Source organism: Chryseobacterium sediminis, assembly GCF_008386505.1.
In the GTDB taxonomy this organism is placed as follows: domain Bacteria; phylum Bacteroidota; class Bacteroidia; order Flavobacteriales; family Weeksellaceae; genus Chryseobacterium; species Chryseobacterium sediminis.
On sequence record NZ_VUNZ01000004.1, the window covers coordinates 60,191 to 76,665 of the forward strand.

Genomic DNA, 16,475 nt, shown 5'->3' on the forward strand with positions numbered 1-16,475 from the left:
ACAGTATTTTATGTCTGCTTTTTTGAAAGGTGACAGTGATGATATAAATTGAATTGCTTAAAATTTCATTCCTATCCCTGCAGAAAGTCTTCCACCATCTGAACCATAGAAATAATTCAGTCTTGCAGACATCATTTCTACAATACTTAACCAAACGCCCGCACCGGCAGATTGATGCCATTTTCTGGAGGTTTCACTGTCGTTCCATACACGGCCGATGTCATATCCAATAAGGATTCCCATATTCGCAGGGATAATATTGTTTCTCACTCTCCCGAAATCCCATCGTATTTCTGAGTTATTGGTAAAATAAGATCTTCCTGAGAATCTTTCGTTTCTGAAAGCTCTCATTCCATTGTTGCCCCCAATAGCAGCAGCCTGATAGAACTCAAAATTATTGTTATTGATCCACATAACATTACTGGAATTGGCAAAAACAAACTTTCCTTTCTTATCAATTCTGTGATCAATGGCAAGCTTTCCTTTTACCGTCAGGAAGTTTTTATTAAAATCTGAAAGAGTGGCTTTCCAATCGGCATTAAGCATAAATTCCAGCCCAAGGGTAGGGAAGGCTGTATTATCAGCATTCTTATAACCAAACGTATAATTAGCTCCTACAAACTGCTGACTGTCAAAAACGCCTGGTCTTACATCGGGTGACTGATTGATGAAGCGGTCAGCTTTTCTCTGAACTTTATTATCTTCAAAAGTCAATTGAAACTGATGGCTCAGATTCATCCAGCTCTTCTGAGAGATAGAGGGTGCAAAGTTGAATTTTGAAATTCTGGCTCTGTTGTATTCTCTTTCTGTACTTTCTTTGTCATATTCACTTTCATTAGACAGGCCAAAGAAGTTTTGAGAGAATCTCGGAGTTGTATAAAATGCATCCAGATTGAAATCCCAACCTGAGATTGCCTTTTTAAACACACCCTTATAAGTAAGACTGAATCCTGCAGTGGCAGTATAAAAATTAGCTTTTAAGCTGTGTCTTTGAGTATAAGGATCACGGATGAAATTATTAACTGTATAATTGGCCAGAACACCTACAATGACCCCATCATCCGGGTTGTAGTCAAGGTTTGGATACCCAGCGAAGGAATTGTATTTCGGGTGTTTATAATTATAGCTGTTGATATCATAATCGTCAGTAATGTTTTTGGTTGCATTGCCAGCGTTATAGGTGTTTTTCTGAGATTTAAAGTCATAAATCTTCACTTTTCTTCCATCAGCAACATTATAAGTATCATGATTATATCCACCAATCAGTCTGATGTTCATTTTAGGATTTCCGGTTCCTGCCACTTCATAGATATCATCATCTTCCAGCCCGTAGATCCACAATTCTTTTGTTTTTGAATCATGATAGGTTTTTTCAAAAACCAGTTCATTCTGATCTTTATTCTTGCCCAGTTTATATTGCTGAACCAGTACTGAATGTCCGTTTTTGGTGATGACAAACTTATCAGGATTTACAGTTCCTGCCAGAGGTACTTTTTTCTGCAATACATCATAATACTGAGCAGCATAGCTCTGAAGTTTTGTTTTTCTTACTTTCAGTTTTCTCTGAATTTCAGCAATGGTATCGTCCTGTACCTCTTTCGGAAGATTATGGAAAGCATCATCAATATCCGCATCAGTAAGATGCTCCTGAATATATTTTGCCTGAGTTTCCCATTCTGTCTGATCAGAACCTTTTAAAAAGACAAGATCCATCGGATAGGGTTCCATAGCAAGCCACTTAACACTGCTGATGTCTTCTGTGAAGGTTTTCATATGGCGGATCGCGGGAACATTCATAATAACTTTAAAAGCCGCACCATCATATTTGCTGAATGCCTGATCTCTGTCCTTAGGGATTGGCTTGTAAACTACTTGGTCACCCACTTCATATTCTGCCCATTTCCACTGATCTGAGTGTCTGTCCCAGTCACCGATAAGCATGTCAAATAATCTTGCTCTGATGTAGGATTCTCTGTCAACAGAATATTTATTGCTTTTGCTGAGGTTTTTTAATACATCATCCGTAGACACAATATCCTTTGCATTGCCGAGATAAGCCAGTGTTTTAGGATCAGAAGAAAAACGTTCTTCAATCATATACATTTCATCTCCGTAATTCTCGTTATATCTCCCTAAGGCCTGTTGTTTAGGAATATAATACAGCTTTGGATTACTGTGTAAAATATTCAGTTTCTCTGACATATTTCCAATCGTAAACGGAGTAAACGGGTGATTGGTAGTATAAAAATCCAATAAGAATTTTTCGGGGAATGTATCTGCAAGTTCTTCTCCCAATGTACTTTTCTGAAAAGCCATATTGTTAAGAAAACGGATAGCGCTTTTTTTAACTCCACGCATCACGAACTCCTGTCCGTCCGCTGATTTCAGTCGTAAACTGTTGGACTGGTTTCCTCCACCTTCTCTGAAAGGGATATATCCGCCGTTTAATTCTGAAAGATTGGCCGTTGGAGCCTCAATCGGAATTCCGTAATAGTTTCTGTAATGATCTCCCCATAGCCAGCGGTAAAATTTTCTTTTTTGAGTAAGCTGTACCGGATAGATGGTTGAAGAAAATGTCTGAGGAAAAGAATTAGGAAAATTATTGACAAATACATCCGGTTTGGAAATTACTGAAATATGAGTCAGTTTTTGAAGTTGCGCATCTTTTGTAGAAAAATACTCAACATCTGTACTTTCGTCTTTTCTGAAATTTAAAACTGCAAAACCACTTCCTCCATAAGAAAAATCTGTTTTTTCTATAATGGTAGACGGGTCTGTTTTAGAACCTGCGCCACTGATGATCTGTCTCAAGTTTCCATCTTCGTGGTATTGAAGATTATGATCATGTCCGGAAACGAAAATAATATTTTCCTTATCCTGAACAATACTTTTCAGTCTGTTGGCCAGATCTGCATAATGCTGGTTATTGATATCTTCAGGACTGGCTCCCGAAGAACTTCTTAAAATATTGGCTACACTGGCAACAATCGGAAGAGGAACCTTACTGTTGAAGGGATAAAGATGTGATTTTGCAGCAGTGAAACCAGCATGAGTTCCACTACTGATAATGGGGTGGTGTAAGGCAACAATGATTTTTTTACCCTGATTTTTAATGATCAGATCTTTAAACTCGGTGAAAAAATCCTCGCGGGTTTTGATATTACAGTTTTTATTGATTCCGGGGTAGTTGTCCCAGTTTGCAATAACCCATTCTGTATCCACAGCAATAAGCTTAATGTCTTTAGAAACGTTGATGTCATCAATAGGGCATCCGTTTTTAGGCAGAAAAGCCTTTTTGTCGTCGAGGTATTTTTTTACCAGTGCTTCCTGGCTGTTCAATCCTTCCAGTCCGTTATACCAGTCGTGATTTCCGGGAATTACCAATGTTTTACCCTTGAAATTTTTGGTTATGGCAAGTTGATTTTCCAGTTTATCTTTAGCAGATGCATAGTCCTTATCTGTTTCTTTAGGCATGCCACTAGGATAGATATTATCTCCTAAAAAGATCAGCATAGAGTTACTGTCGGCAGAATCCAGTTTGCTTTTCAGTAAACTCAGTGTTTTTTGTGCCTGAGGTTCATCTGCATTTCCTGCATCTCCAATCAGAAAAAGTTTAAAATCATTTTCAGATTTTATCTCAGAATCTTTTACTTCAAATAAGTTTTTGCCCTTTTGTACGTTATAGGTAGCACAGGAATAAAGCACTCCTGCGGACATTACGGTTCTAAGAACAATAGAAGTATTTTTTAGATGAGTTTTAAAGGATAAATTCATAAATTTACATTAACAAAAATTCAGGAATGAGCATTCTACAAAAAGCCAAAAATTATGTTGAAATCTTATTCAAAGATAAGTTATCTTCAGTATATTTTTATCATAATTTTATCCATACTGCCTATACGGTCAATAAGGCTGAGGAAATCATGAAAAATACCCCTGTTTCTGAAGAGGATCAGGAGAAAGTACTCGTAGCATTATGGTTTCATGATACCGGGTATATAGAATGTGCCCTAAACCATGAAGAGAGGAGTGTGGAGGTAATGAAAGCCTTTTTACAGCAGGAAAACTATCCGGAAAATTATATCACGGATATTGAAAAACTGATTCTGGCTACGAAAATAAATTATGAACCGCAGAATTTACTTGAAAAAATTGTAAAAGATGCAGACTTCAGTCATTTTGCAGGTCATGATTATAATGATATTTCCGATGCTTTAAGAAAAGAATGGGAGCTTACTAATGTAAAATGTTTTTCTAATGAAGAATGGAATGCCGGAAATCTGGATATGCTGAAAAATAAGCATACTTTTTATACGGATTACGCAAAAGAAAACTGGGAACCGCTGAAAAAGAAGAACATTAAAAAGATAGAAAAGAAGCTGGAAAAAGAAGAAGAGAAAAAAGAAGACAAAAAGGAAAATTCAGAAGGTAAAAAGGACAAAGAAAAATCTGACAGAAGTGTAGATACTTTATTCAGAGTAACACTTAACAACCATACCAGACTGAGTGATATTGCAGACAGTAAAGCCAATATTTTGTTATCCGTAAATGCCGTGATTATTTCGGTTTGTCTTTCTGTACTCGTTCCCAAGCTGGATACCCCGAAGAATGCCCATCTGATCCTTCCGAGTTTTATTCTGCTGCTGTCCAGTGTACTGACGATTGTCTTTGCGATATTATCTACCAAGCCAAATGTTACCAAAACAACTTTCACTGCTAATGATATTGTCAACAGAAAAGTAAATCTGCTTTTCTTTGGAAATTTTCACCAAATGCTATTTGATGATTATCACAATGCCATGAAAGATCTGATTAAAGACAGAGACTATATTTATGATTCTATGGTAAAAGATCTGTATTATCTTGGAAAGGTTCTTGATCGGAAATATAAGCTTTTATCAATTACTTATAAGGTTTTTATGGCAGGAATTATCATTTCCGTTTTGTCTTTTGGATTTGCTTTTCTTAGCCTTTAATTAAAAAATAAACAGATAGATTTTAGGGAAAACCTAAGCTATGATAAACTATCGTAATATTTTTATGGTTGATTTTATCATGGCATCATTTGTCGTACCAAGAATTTTCCGTTTTTTGAACAGACCAGAATTTAAAGAAGCCAGATGCTTATTTTGTAAACTGAATTATTCCTGTGGAAGAGTAAAAGATACCCGCAGCGCGAGTAATCCTGTAATTCCCTGAAGATCCTCTACTTTTAAAAATTCTACATCATGCTGTAAAACTCCTTTTTTCTGGAGTTTGGAAATGTAGTCGAGGTATTCTTTCTGGTTTTCCATTCCGAAATAGACGATAGTGATCTTTCCGGGAGCGGTGATGCGTTCTGAAGAATCTTTCACATGTGCTTTATCCAGACGTTTTTTGATGATCTCATAATAAGAATTATAGGCACCGTCTACATCAAAACGTTTTTCATCCATTCGGAAACGGATGTCTATTTTTTCATTATATACAAAAATCAGTGAGGCAATATCCAGCTGTACAGGAAGCTGCTTTTTGAACGACTGAAACTCAAGTTCCATTTTACAGATGGTTTTCAGCTGCCAGTATCTCAGTTTATGAACCACTTTTGAGGTATAGTGCAGCTCAGGAGCAATGGTATGACCAATATACAGATTATGCTCCACACCATCAGACTTAAATCTTTCATAATAATGTGGGAAAATTTCCTGTGCTTTTATCTGGCTTTCATCCAGTAAATCTGCCAGTTTTCGGTTGACCAGAGTGATAGAATCATCAAGGTTTTTTCTGTGATGATAAAACAGATCGGTAGGTGCAAAGATGTGTGAAAAATAATCTTTGATCTTTGCTTTTATTTCTCTGGAGGTTCTTATTTCCAGTTTCCCCTGTAAAAAAGGATGGATTTCTTCCCTTAATAATCTTTGAAAACGTTGTTCTGTATCTGCTTTGATTTCATTGTTCAATTCATTCTCAAAAATATCAAGTGCAAGTAAGAATTTTTCAGAATCAGAGTTCGTAAGTACAAAAATCTCATTCAGCCATTCAATTTGTTGATTAAGATCCTGCAGCATAAGATTAAAACGCTTTTCTGAAGAAGAACGGATATCAGAAACCCCGAATAACGGAGTAAGGTTTTTAAAGGAAATCTGCTTTAATGTATATATTTTCTTTCCCAGTGATGCGGTGAAGTACTTTTCAGCTTCATTCCTGAACTTCCATACCACACTGTCGTGGATGGTAGTGTATTCACGCTGGATGATAGCTTCTATCTGATAATTTTTCTCAAAGTAGAATCTGTTCAGAGAGAAAAGAACCATATCGGTAAAAAACTCCAGTTTTTTGAGCTTTAAACCATTGAAACTGCCGGCAATAGGAGAGGTGAATTCCATGATTGCAAGGAGTTCGCCATCTTTCATGATAGGGATTACCATGAAACTGTTGACATTATTATCCTTTAAAATACTAAAGGAAGGAAGCTGTTGAACATTTTCATCCAGGTTGTTTACATTGGAAACAACAACGGGTTTTGAATTATGATTTAAATTATTAAATGTATTCTTACGGGTTTCTTCATCAAAAGTATTGATCCAGAAATCCAGAATATGATTGGTCAGAAGACTGTCGTAAATAGGAAGTTTGTCCAGTTTCTGTTCCTTTTTGTTGAAAGTCATCAGTCCGAAACTGAGTTCGGGAACATCAAAATAAGATTTGAAAATTTCGGTCAGATTTTCATTGGGATTTAAATCTTCAGGATCAATCTCAATCATGCTTGATTTCAGGTCAGAAAGCGCTACTTCAGAGGTACAGTCTACCAGTGAAATAATAGTAAATCCTTTCAGTATCCAGGACTGTGATGGAAAATGTTTTTTCCACAGTTTAAAATCATCCAGATTTTCCAGCAGCATATCCAATACATCATCAGACGGAATTTTTGCGTTTTCTGTAGGAGTGATTTCCGTAAAATCTGAGTTGACTGTTATCTTATAATGTTTCATGATTCCCTGTTTGTTGGGGATATCATAATAGAACGGAATCGTACTTTTAATATCTTTTTTAAAGTAGCTTTGGAGAATAAGACAGCAGCAGAAAACATAAAACTCATTATCTGAAATATTTCTGAGTTCTATTTCAAAGTCTTTTCCGGCATCTTTAAGGATATCCTTAAATCTTTCGGTATAATTGAAAGTAATGTTTGAAAGAGGAATACTAGCCGCTTTAATCTCATTTCTGGTAAGTCCGGTTGGGAAAAGATCCGCAAGCAGCATTCTGATGAGGTCTTCATACTTTTCAAGAAGTGTAGTATCCTGAAACCCTTCTCTGAGTTCTTTGAAATTTCTGATGCTCTCTATCAAAGATTCCGCATAGTTAACTCTATATTCCAATCTGTCATTATATCGGATATGTTCCAGAACATCCAAATATTTTTTGAATGATATATAAACCTGGAAAGGAGAGTCTTTTTTATAGAGATTAGCCAAAAGCTGAAATTTAAAGTAAAGTTATGAAAAAAGCAGAATATTGATAGGGTGAAAAGTTTATTTTATTGTATAATATTTACTTGTGTCTTCGGAGATTTTGTAAGATATTTTATAATTCATTGCTCTTTTTCGGAAAGACAGATTATTGGATTATTGATTAATAAATTGTATTGCTTTTTAGATGAGTCAGAATTTTTTTCTCTTCTGTTTTCATTTTATATTCCAGTTATATAACAAAAAAGCACAACTGAAAAGTTGTGCTTTTTATATTTTAAATTCAGATTTTACAATCCGAACATTCTTGCAAACAGATCCGGGAAAACTCCAAGGACGATAATCAGTGCAATAACAACTACTGCAATGATGTTGTAAGTAAGCGTTACTTTTTCTGAAGATTTGAATGTAGATTCTTTAAAGAAAAACATTGCGATGATCAGTCTTAAATAATAAGCGATAGACAGGGCAGAACCCAATACAGCTACCAATACTAAGAATGCTGCACCGTTCATAGCCTGAGAGAATAAAGCAAATTTCCCCATGAAACCAGCCGTTAGCGGAACCCCTGCCATTGAAAGCATAGAGATTGCTGCTGCTGTTGCCAGTAAAGGTTCAGTTTTTGCCAATCCTTTGAATGCTCCGAAAGAGGTTTCTCTCTTTAACTTCTCTACCCAGATCAGACACATGAAAACTCCTACTGTAGATAAAGAATATGCGAATAAATAAAAAGCAAGGTTATAAGTAGAAAGGCTTGTCATTCCGAAGAATACCAATCCGATATATCCTGCATGAGAAACTGAAGAGTAAGCCAGCATTCTTTTTGCGTTTGTCTGAGCAAGACCCATAACGTTTGCCAAAAGTAAAGTAATAATTAAGAATACTCCTAAAACATTAATCCATTCGTGAGTAACCCCCGTGAAACCAAGAGTCATAAGTCTGAATAGAGCAAAGAATCCGGAGATCTTTACCACACTCGCCATGAAAGCTGTGATCAATGAAGGAGAACCTGCATATACATCAGGGCTCCACATGTGGAAAGGTGCTAAAGCTACTTTGAATGCCAATGCACAAAGAATCAGTAATACTCCTAAGATGAACATTACATTCCCTGAATTAGCTACTCCAAAATCATGAATCTTGTACAGATCAAAACTTCCTGCACTTCCATAGATGAACGCAATCCCGAACAGTAAGAAACCTGTTGCGAATGCCCCCATTAGGAAATATTTGATAGAAGCTTCATTGGATCTAAGATCAGTTTTGTTAGCTCCAGCCATTACATATAATGGAATAGAAAGAATCTCAACTCCTAAGAACATCGTCACCAGATTCTGGTATCCGAAAAGGATGATTCCTCCACATAATGCAAATAGCATCAATGCATATAATTCTGACTGGTGGCTTCTGTGATTGCTGAACGCAAAACCTCCCAGGAAGAATAATAATAATGTTGTTACGATTGATATTTTAGTGAATAATGCAGTATTACCACTGTACTCATACATATGCTTGTAATGATCGAAGAACGAACATTCCGGCATAAAACTTACGTACAATGCGATGATTAATCCCAAAATCCCAATGTATCTTGCGAATTTTCCTTGTTCAAAAACTCCTGAAAATAACGCAATAACTGCCGTTAGGAAAACAATAATTAAAACACTCATAATATAGATTTGAGATGCGAGATTTGAAGTTTAAAGTTTCAGTTCAAAGTTTAGAATTTCAGGGTAAATATCCCTTGTTTTCATTTCTTTGTCTGTTTCTTTTACTCTTCTCTAATCTCTTAATTTTTTAATTTTTAAATCTTTTAATTTTTTAGTTAGCCATCGCCATGTAGATAAACTTCACTGAACTACTCACCATGTCGATTACCGGTTGTGGGAAAATACCTAGTAAAATCACAAAAACCGCTAAGCTTGCCAATACAGAAAATTCTACTCCTGACAAATCTTTTGCTGTACTTAAAACGGCTTCATCTCCTTCCCCAAACATTGCTTTTCCGTAGAATCTCAATAAATATACAGCACAAAGAATTACCGTAAGACCAGCAATTACTGCTGCTGTCCCGTTAAAATCATAAACAGATTTCAATAAAATAAATTCTCCAATGAATCCATTTGTTAACGGAACTCCCATTGAACCTAATATAATGATCAAGAACAATACAGCAAACTTAGGTGCTACTTTAGCTAAACCACCCATTTGTCTGATGTCTCTTGATTTAAATCTTTTGTATAAAATATCACAACAGTAGAATAATCCCACTACGTTGATACCGTGAGCGAAAGTCTGTACCAAAGCTCCCTCGGCACCTTCCACATTGAAAGTTCCTCTTAGCGTAACTACTGCTGAAGCAAAGATACCAGCCACCATCAATCCTACGTGAGAGAAAGATGAATACGCAATGATTCTCTTCATATCCGTCTGGATGATTGCAATTAAAGCTCCGTGAACAATGCCCACGATTGCCAGAATAATCACAATCTGTCCTGAAATTCCTGCTATCGGAAGCGGAGTGATTGGAAGTAAATAACGCATTACACCATATACTGCCATCTTAAGCATAATCCCTGATAATAACATGGATCCCTGAGTAGGAGAGTAGGTATAAGTATCAGGCTGCCATGTATGGAAAGGGAATACCGGTAATTTCACAGCAAAAGCAAAGAAAATAAACCAGAATACTACAGTCTGCTGTACTTCATTCAGTTGTGCATTGTATAGATCCGTTAAAGCGAATGATGCAGAGTGGTTGTACACATAGATCAATCCGGCTAACATAAATAATGATCCTACGAATGTATATACGAAGAATTTCGTAGTGAATTCAAACCTTTTATTCTCTTGTCCCCAAAGTCCGGCAATGAACCAAATTGGAATCAAAGTTACTTCCCAGAAAATGTAGAATAATAATCCGTCTAAAGAAGTGAACACTCCTACAAGCCCGAACTGCATCAGCAGAATCAAACCATAGAATGTATTTCTGTAGTTTACATTTTCATTAAAAGATGATAAAATAATAATTGGCGCCAGAATGTTGGTCAATAATAAAAGAAGCATGCTCATCCCATCGATACCGAAGTGAAGAGAACTCTTCATAAATTGTGACCAGGGATAATTGATCTCGTGCTGCAATACACTATCTACCGTCGGAGTAAAATCGAAATCCGAAAGTATATAAAATGTAAGAAGCATTTGTACCAATGCAATTCCCAGTGCCAAATATTTGCTGGAATTACTCTTCCACGCAAAAACTAATCCCGAACCTACTAGAGGTAATAGTAATAATGTTAATAATAAACAAGACATTATTATTGTAATAAAAAGTTAACAATTAATATAATTCCCACAGCTAAAGACATGATAAGAATATACGTCTCTACATTTCCGTTTTGAACACGCTTCATAGCTTTTCCGCTGTCTTCAGCACCATCACCTACAAAGTTTACAAAACGGTCTAAGATACCCTTATCAAACATCTTTCCTCCGCGTCCTAATCCTTCAACAGTTTTTACAATCAATGCGTTGTAAAGTTCGTCAACATATAATTTCTTAGCAGAAAGTTTTTCCCATCCGGTATAGCTTTCTTCTGCAATGGCCATTTTTTTCTTCTTCACATAAGTATTTCTAACGATGAACCATACAGAGAAGAACATAAGAATTGTTGCTGCTAATAAGATCATTTCAGTATTGAAAGGTACTCCTGAAAGAGTAGCTTCCATCTGGCTGTAGCTTTGTTCCGTAAGAACTGGCTTTAACCATTCCATCAGTTTAGCATAATGCCCGTGACCGATGAAGTGCGGCAGGTTGATAAAACCTCCAACTACAGAAAGGATAGCCAATACGATCAATGGTAATGTCATATTTGACGGACTTTCATGTAAGTGGTGTTTTTGCTCTTCAGTACCTCTGAATTCTCCGTGGAATGTCAAATAATACAGTCTGAACATATACGTTGCAGTCATTGCCGCTAAAACAAATAAGATTACCCAGTAAACAGGGTTTTTAGCGAAAGCTGCTACTAAAATTTCATCTTTAGAGATCATCCCGGATAGTAAAGGGAAACCTGAGATTGCTAATGTTCCGATAAGGAATGTAGCGTGCGTAAGAGGAATATATTTTTTAAGACCTCCCATGAAACGCATATCCTGTTCGTTGCTCATTGCGTGGATTACAGAACCTGCACCCAAGAATAATAAAGCTTTGAAGAATGCGTGTGTCATTACGTGGAACATCGCTGTTGTATACGCTCCAAGACCTAAAGCAATGAACATAAATCCAAGCTGTGAAACGGTAGAGTAGGCTAATACTTTTTTGATGTCGTTCTGACGAAGTGCATAGAATCCAGCCAAAGCAGCTGTTAAGAATCCGATGAATAAAATTCCTCCCTGTACAGTAGGCGCTAAAGTAAATAAGAAGTTTGATCTTACTACCAAATAGATCCCTGCCGTTACCATCGTTGCCGCGTGGATCAACGCTGATACAGGAGTTGGTCCGGCCATCGCATCCGGTAACCATGTATATAATGGAACCTGAGCAGATTTACCGGTAGCACCGATGAATAAACTCGCTGTGATAAAGATAATCACTGTTCCGTCTAATTCAAATTTTGAAGCGTTTTCTGCTACAGAAAGATAATCTACAGCATTGGTCTGAGAAGCAATCATGAAAATACCGATCAATAACGCAAGGTCACCAATTCTGTTCATAATGAAAGCTTTTCTTGCCGCTTTACCGTATTCTTCATTAGTATACCAGAATCCGATCAACAGGTAAGAACAAAGTCCTACACCTTCCCATCCGATGAATAAGATAAGGTAGTTGCTTCCCATTACTAAAAGTAACATAGAGAAGATGAAAAGATTCAGATAAGTAAAAAACTTGTAGAACCCTTTATCATGACTCATATATCCGATAGAGTATAAGTGGATCAGTGAACCGATACCCGTAATGATCATTACCATCATTAAAGAAAGCTGATCAATCTGGAATCCAAAATTGATTTGAACTCCATTTACTCTAAACCATTCAAAAGCTTTTACGATTACAGGCTGGCTTTCTGAATTGAAATTCATGAAAAGACTTACAGCGATACAGAATGATCCGAAGACCATTGCCGTAGCCAAAGATCCTACCAAAATTTTTGGAAGATTTTTCCCGAATAAACCGTTAATAAGAAACCCTAAAAGTGGTAAAAGTACTATTGCATATACTAGATTCTCCATTCTTATCCTCTTAATTTATTAAATATACTCACATCTACAGAACGGGTATTTCTATATAGCATAGCAATAATTGCTAAACCTACTGCCACTTCAGCAGCAGCCACTACCATAATGAAGAAAACTAAAAGCTGTCCGTCGCCGTTGCCTTTATATGCTGAAAAAGCTGCCAATAAAAGGTTTACAGAATTCAGCATAAGCTCTACACAGCCCAGAATCACAATAGCATTTTTTCTAAGCAATACTCCCATTACTCCCAAACAGAACAATACTGATGAAAGAATGATGAAGTAGTCCAAAGGGATGCTTTGTATAAATGTATTTACTTCTCCCATAATTTTATAAATCTTTTTTACCGATTAATACCGCGCCTACAATACCTGCCAAAATTAGGATGGAAGCAAGCTCAAACGGTAAAACATATTCATTAAACAAAAGTCTACCCAGATTTTTCGTAAGACCCACACCTCTGTCAACATTTTCAACAACAATGTGGTTGTCCTGAATTCCTCTGAATACCCCTAAAACTCCAATTAATAAAAGACATGCTGTAAAAACTCCAACAAACTTTAAAGTATTGTTCTTCTTACTTTCGTCTCCTTTATTAAGGTTAAGCATCATAAGGATGTAAAGGAAAAGTACCATGATGGCACCTGCGTACACTATGATCTGGATAATTGCAAGGAACTGTGCATTTAAAAGAATGTACATCCCGGCAATTGAAAACATTGTAACAATTAATGACAAAATAGCATAGAGAGGATTTCTTGCAAATACAAAATAAACTGCACTTGCCACTGCTAAAAACGCCACCAAGAAAAATAAAAACTGATCCATTATTTTACCGCATTTTTTTGTTTCTCGGATTGTCTTGTCGTAATATCAATCCTTTCATTTATTTTTTCAACTAGTTTATCTTTTCCGTAAATGAAAGAACCTCTGTTAGTTTCTACATCTACTAATCTATCAGTAAGATAGATTGCAGATTTAGGACAAGCTTCTTCACACATACCGCAGAAAATACATCTTAGCATATTGATTTCATATACTGAAGCGTACTTTTCTTCTCTGTAAAGTCCTTTTTCCTCTTTAGTTCTTTCAGCAGCAGTCATTGTAATGGCTTCTGCAGGACAAGCTACCGCACAAAGTCCGCAAGCAGTACATCTTTCTCTGCCTTCTTCGTCTCTTTTCAAGACGTGCTGACCTCTCCAGATGGTAGTTCTTGGCTTTTGTACTTCCGGATACGAATATACTGCGGGAGCCCCCTTTACCACGGTTCTTACAGCATGCTTAAGTGTAATCCCCATCCCTGTAAGGATTGCAGGAATGTAGATCTTTTCAGCAAGGGTCATTTCTTTATTGGAAACAACTTTTGATCTGTTTGTAAGTTTCATTTAATTATAGATATTAGATGTTAGACACCAGATTTTAGACTAATCTTGTCTGCTATCTTAATTATTTAATATTGATGATTGAATATGATAGGCTAAAGATAAAACTTTGATTTCATTATCAAATTTTCAAATCAGCTCATTTTCAAATTTTCTAGTTTGCAAATGCTAAAATTACAGCGCCTGTAATTAATAGGTTTACCAATGCCATTGGGATTAATGTTTTCCATCCTAAGTGCATTAACTGATCGTATCTGAATCTTGGAAGTGTCCATCTGATCCACATGAAGATCAGAATTCCGATTACAGTTTTCGTTAAGAATGCTACAATACTCAAGATTCCTGCAGTGTTCTCACCCCAGTTCTGAGTTACCCATTCAATACCAGGATAGTTATAACCTCCGAAGAAAAGAACTACCATAAAAGCATTGGAAATAAACATGTTCACGTATTCCCCGAACATATATAACCCTAACTTCATGGAAGAGTATTCTGTAGAGTATCCTGTTACCAATTCAGATTCACACTCAGGTAAATCGAAGGGGTGTCTGTTGGTTTCTGCCAAAGCTGCTACAAAGAAAACAAGGAAAGCAATCGGTTGGTAGAAAATATTCCAGTTCATTCCGGAACCCCAAGGAATAACGCCCCATAATTTTCCAGTAGTCTGACTTTCAGTAATTTCTTTTAAGTCTAAACTTCCTGTCATCATAATGATAGAAAGAAGTGCTAATCCCATTGCCAATTCGTAAGAAATCATCTGAGAAGAAGCACGGATAGCACCTAATAATGAATATTTGTTGTTGGAAGCCCAGCCTCCGATCATAATTCCGTAAACCCCAATTGAAGCCATTCCGATGATGAAAAGTACACCAACATCAATGTTAGCAACCTGAAGATCAAAAGAAGTACCTGCAATATTTAAACTTTTACCCCAAGGAATAACAGCTCCTGTAATCAATGAAATAAACATTACCAAAGCAGGTCCTAATACGAAAAGGAATTTTTCTGCATTGGCTGGCGTAAAGTCTTCTTTAAAGAAAAACTTTCCACCATCAGCAAGAGGCTGCAGTAATCCGAAAGGTCCGGCTCTGTTGGGACCAATTCTATCCTGCATGATAGACGCTACTTTTCTTTCTGCCCAGGTAGAGTAGGCGGCAATCGTAAGCGATAGCAGGAAAAGCGCTAGTACAAGTATAAGTTTAAATGTAAGTAAATCCATTTTTTATTTTAAATGTTTGAAGATGGGAGCTGGAAGCTGGAAGTGTATTACATCGTGGCATCAACTCTTCATCACATTACCAATTTATTTTATTTTTTAACGATATTAAAGTTAAAAGTAGAAGTGAAATATTTTTAAGGTTACAAACCTCCATCTTTCAGCTTCAGACGTCCGACTTTTTATTTTTCGTCTTTTTCACTGATTTCTTTAGCCATAGGATTGTCTAAAACTCTTAGTTCATCCTTAGGTTTTTCGTAGTGGTTCAATGAAATTACAGAGTGTCTGTCGATATGTCTCGGACCTTCGATGTTCCAGTCTGATAATGCTTTTCTTTCAAAACGGCATGTATCACAGATGAATTCTTCTACTTCACCCCACTGATCTTTTCTTGCAGTTACTCTTACTATTTCATCACCTTTCATCCATACTACAGCTTTTCCGGAACACTTATCACATTTACAAGAAGCGTTCATTGGTTTTGTAAACCATACTCTGCTTGCAAAACGAGCTGTTCTGTCTGTTAATGCTCCTACAGGACAAACGTCGATAACGTTTCCGATGAAGTCATTGTCTAAAGCTTTATTTAAATAAGTTGAAATTTCAGCGTGATCTCCTCTGAAAAGAATACCGTGTTCTCTTGTTTCTGTAAGCTGGTTGGCTGTCAATACACATCTTGCACAAAGAATACAACGGTTCATGTTCAATTTGATGTTCGGTCCAAGATCATCAGCTTCGTAAGTATTTCTTTCAAATTCTGTTCTTGTACTGTCTACACCATGCTCATATCCTAAATCCTGAAGATGACATTCTCCTGCCTGGTCACAGATAGGGCAGTCCAGCGGGTGATTCACCAATAAGAACTCGGTAACCGCTTTTCTTCCTTCCTGAGCTTTCTCAGAAGTAAGATTTTTTACTTCCATCCCGTCCATTACATTAGTTCTGCAGCTTGCTACTAATTTTGGCATAGGACGAGGATCTGCTTCAGACCCTTTAGAAACTTCTACAAGACATGTTCTACATCTCCCTCCACTGGTTTCTAACTTGCTGTAGTAGCACATAGCGGGAGGTACAGATTTTCCACCGATTTGTCTTGCTGCTTCCAGAATGGAAGTACCAGGCATCACTTCAGTAGTCTGTCCGTCTATAGTTATTTTGAATTTTTTAACTTCTTCGCTCATATGATATGCTT

General features: G+C 36.6%; 11 protein-coding genes. 1 reads left to right on the forward strand and 10 read right to left on the reverse strand.

The genetic code is table 11. From position 1 onward, the window contains the following. Window positions 1-57 precede the first annotated feature (57 nt). Window positions 58-3,774: a metallophosphoesterase gene (locus tag FW780_RS18295; protein WP_149835110.1), complete on the reverse strand. Its 3,717-nt coding sequence runs from the start codon at window positions 3,772-3,774 to the stop codon at window positions 58-60. A gap of 26 nt (window positions 3,775-3,800) precedes the next feature. On the opposite strand from FW780_RS18295, the gene FW780_RS18300 reads away from it, so the two are divergent. After that, complete coding sequence (locus FW780_RS18300; protein ID WP_149835111.1) at window positions 3,801-4,976, forward strand: Pycsar system effector family protein; 1,176 nt, start codon at window positions 3,801-3,803, stop codon at window positions 4,974-4,976. A gap of 165 nt (window positions 4,977-5,141) precedes the next feature. On the opposite strand, the gene FW780_RS18305 is transcribed toward FW780_RS18300, so the two are convergent. The 9 genes from FW780_RS18305 to FW780_RS18345 all read right to left on the reverse strand — a co-directional run bounded on the left by FW780_RS18305 (window position 5,142) and on the right by FW780_RS18345 (window position 16,464). Next, window positions 5,142-7,454, reverse strand: coding sequence for a GAF domain-containing protein (locus tag FW780_RS18305; protein ID WP_149835112.1), 2,313 nt, complete (start codon window positions 7,452-7,454; stop codon window positions 5,142-5,144). A gap of 284 nt (window positions 7,455-7,738) precedes the next feature. After that, on the reverse strand, window positions 7,739-9,118 hold the full coding sequence (locus tag FW780_RS18310; RefSeq protein WP_149835113.1) for an NADH-quinone oxidoreductase subunit N: 1,380 nt from the start codon (window positions 9,116-9,118) through the stop codon (window positions 7,739-7,741). 151 nt (window positions 9,119-9,269) lie between these two features. Continuing rightward, the gene (locus tag FW780_RS18315) at window positions 9,270-10,763 is read right to left on the reverse strand and encodes a complex I subunit 4 family protein (protein ID WP_047423980.1); all 1,494 of its coding nucleotides are present in this window, start codon (window positions 10,761-10,763) and stop codon (window positions 9,270-9,272) included. A 2-nt stretch (window positions 10,764-10,765) separates the two neighbouring features. Then, window positions 10,766-12,679, reverse strand: a complete 1,914-nt coding sequence (nuoL, locus tag FW780_RS18320) for an NADH-quinone oxidoreductase subunit L (RefSeq protein WP_149835114.1) — start codon at window positions 12,677-12,679, stop codon at window positions 10,766-10,768. A 2-nt stretch (window positions 12,680-12,681) separates the two neighbouring features. Then, window positions 12,682-13,011, reverse strand: coding sequence for an NADH-quinone oxidoreductase subunit NuoK (nuoK, locus tag FW780_RS18325; RefSeq protein WP_002983557.1), 330 nt, complete (start codon window positions 13,009-13,011; stop codon window positions 12,682-12,684). 4 nt (window positions 13,012-13,015) lie between these two features. After that, window positions 13,016-13,513: an NADH-quinone oxidoreductase subunit J family protein gene (locus FW780_RS18330; protein ID WP_149835115.1), complete on the reverse strand. Its 498-nt coding sequence runs from the start codon at window positions 13,511-13,513 to the stop codon at window positions 13,016-13,018. Continuing rightward, window positions 13,513-14,070, reverse strand: a complete 558-nt coding sequence (locus FW780_RS18335; RefSeq protein ID WP_047382163.1) for a NuoI/complex I 23 kDa subunit family protein — start codon at window positions 14,068-14,070, stop codon at window positions 13,513-13,515. Before FW780_RS18335 ends, FW780_RS18330 begins: the two co-directional genes overlap by 1 nt. Before the next feature lie 151 nt (window positions 14,071-14,221). After that, entirely contained in the window at window positions 14,222-15,286 is a 1,065-nt protein-coding gene (gene nuoH, locus FW780_RS18340; RefSeq protein WP_142719848.1) for an NADH-quinone oxidoreductase subunit NuoH, read from the reverse strand. Window positions 15,287-15,465: 179 nt separating this feature from the next. Then, window positions 15,466-16,464 (reverse strand): 2Fe-2S iron-sulfur cluster-binding protein, encoded by a 999-nt coding sequence (locus tag FW780_RS18345; protein ID WP_047382170.1) that lies wholly within the window; start codon window positions 16,462-16,464, stop codon window positions 15,466-15,468. Between the last annotated feature and the right edge of the window lie 11 nt (window positions 16,465-16,475).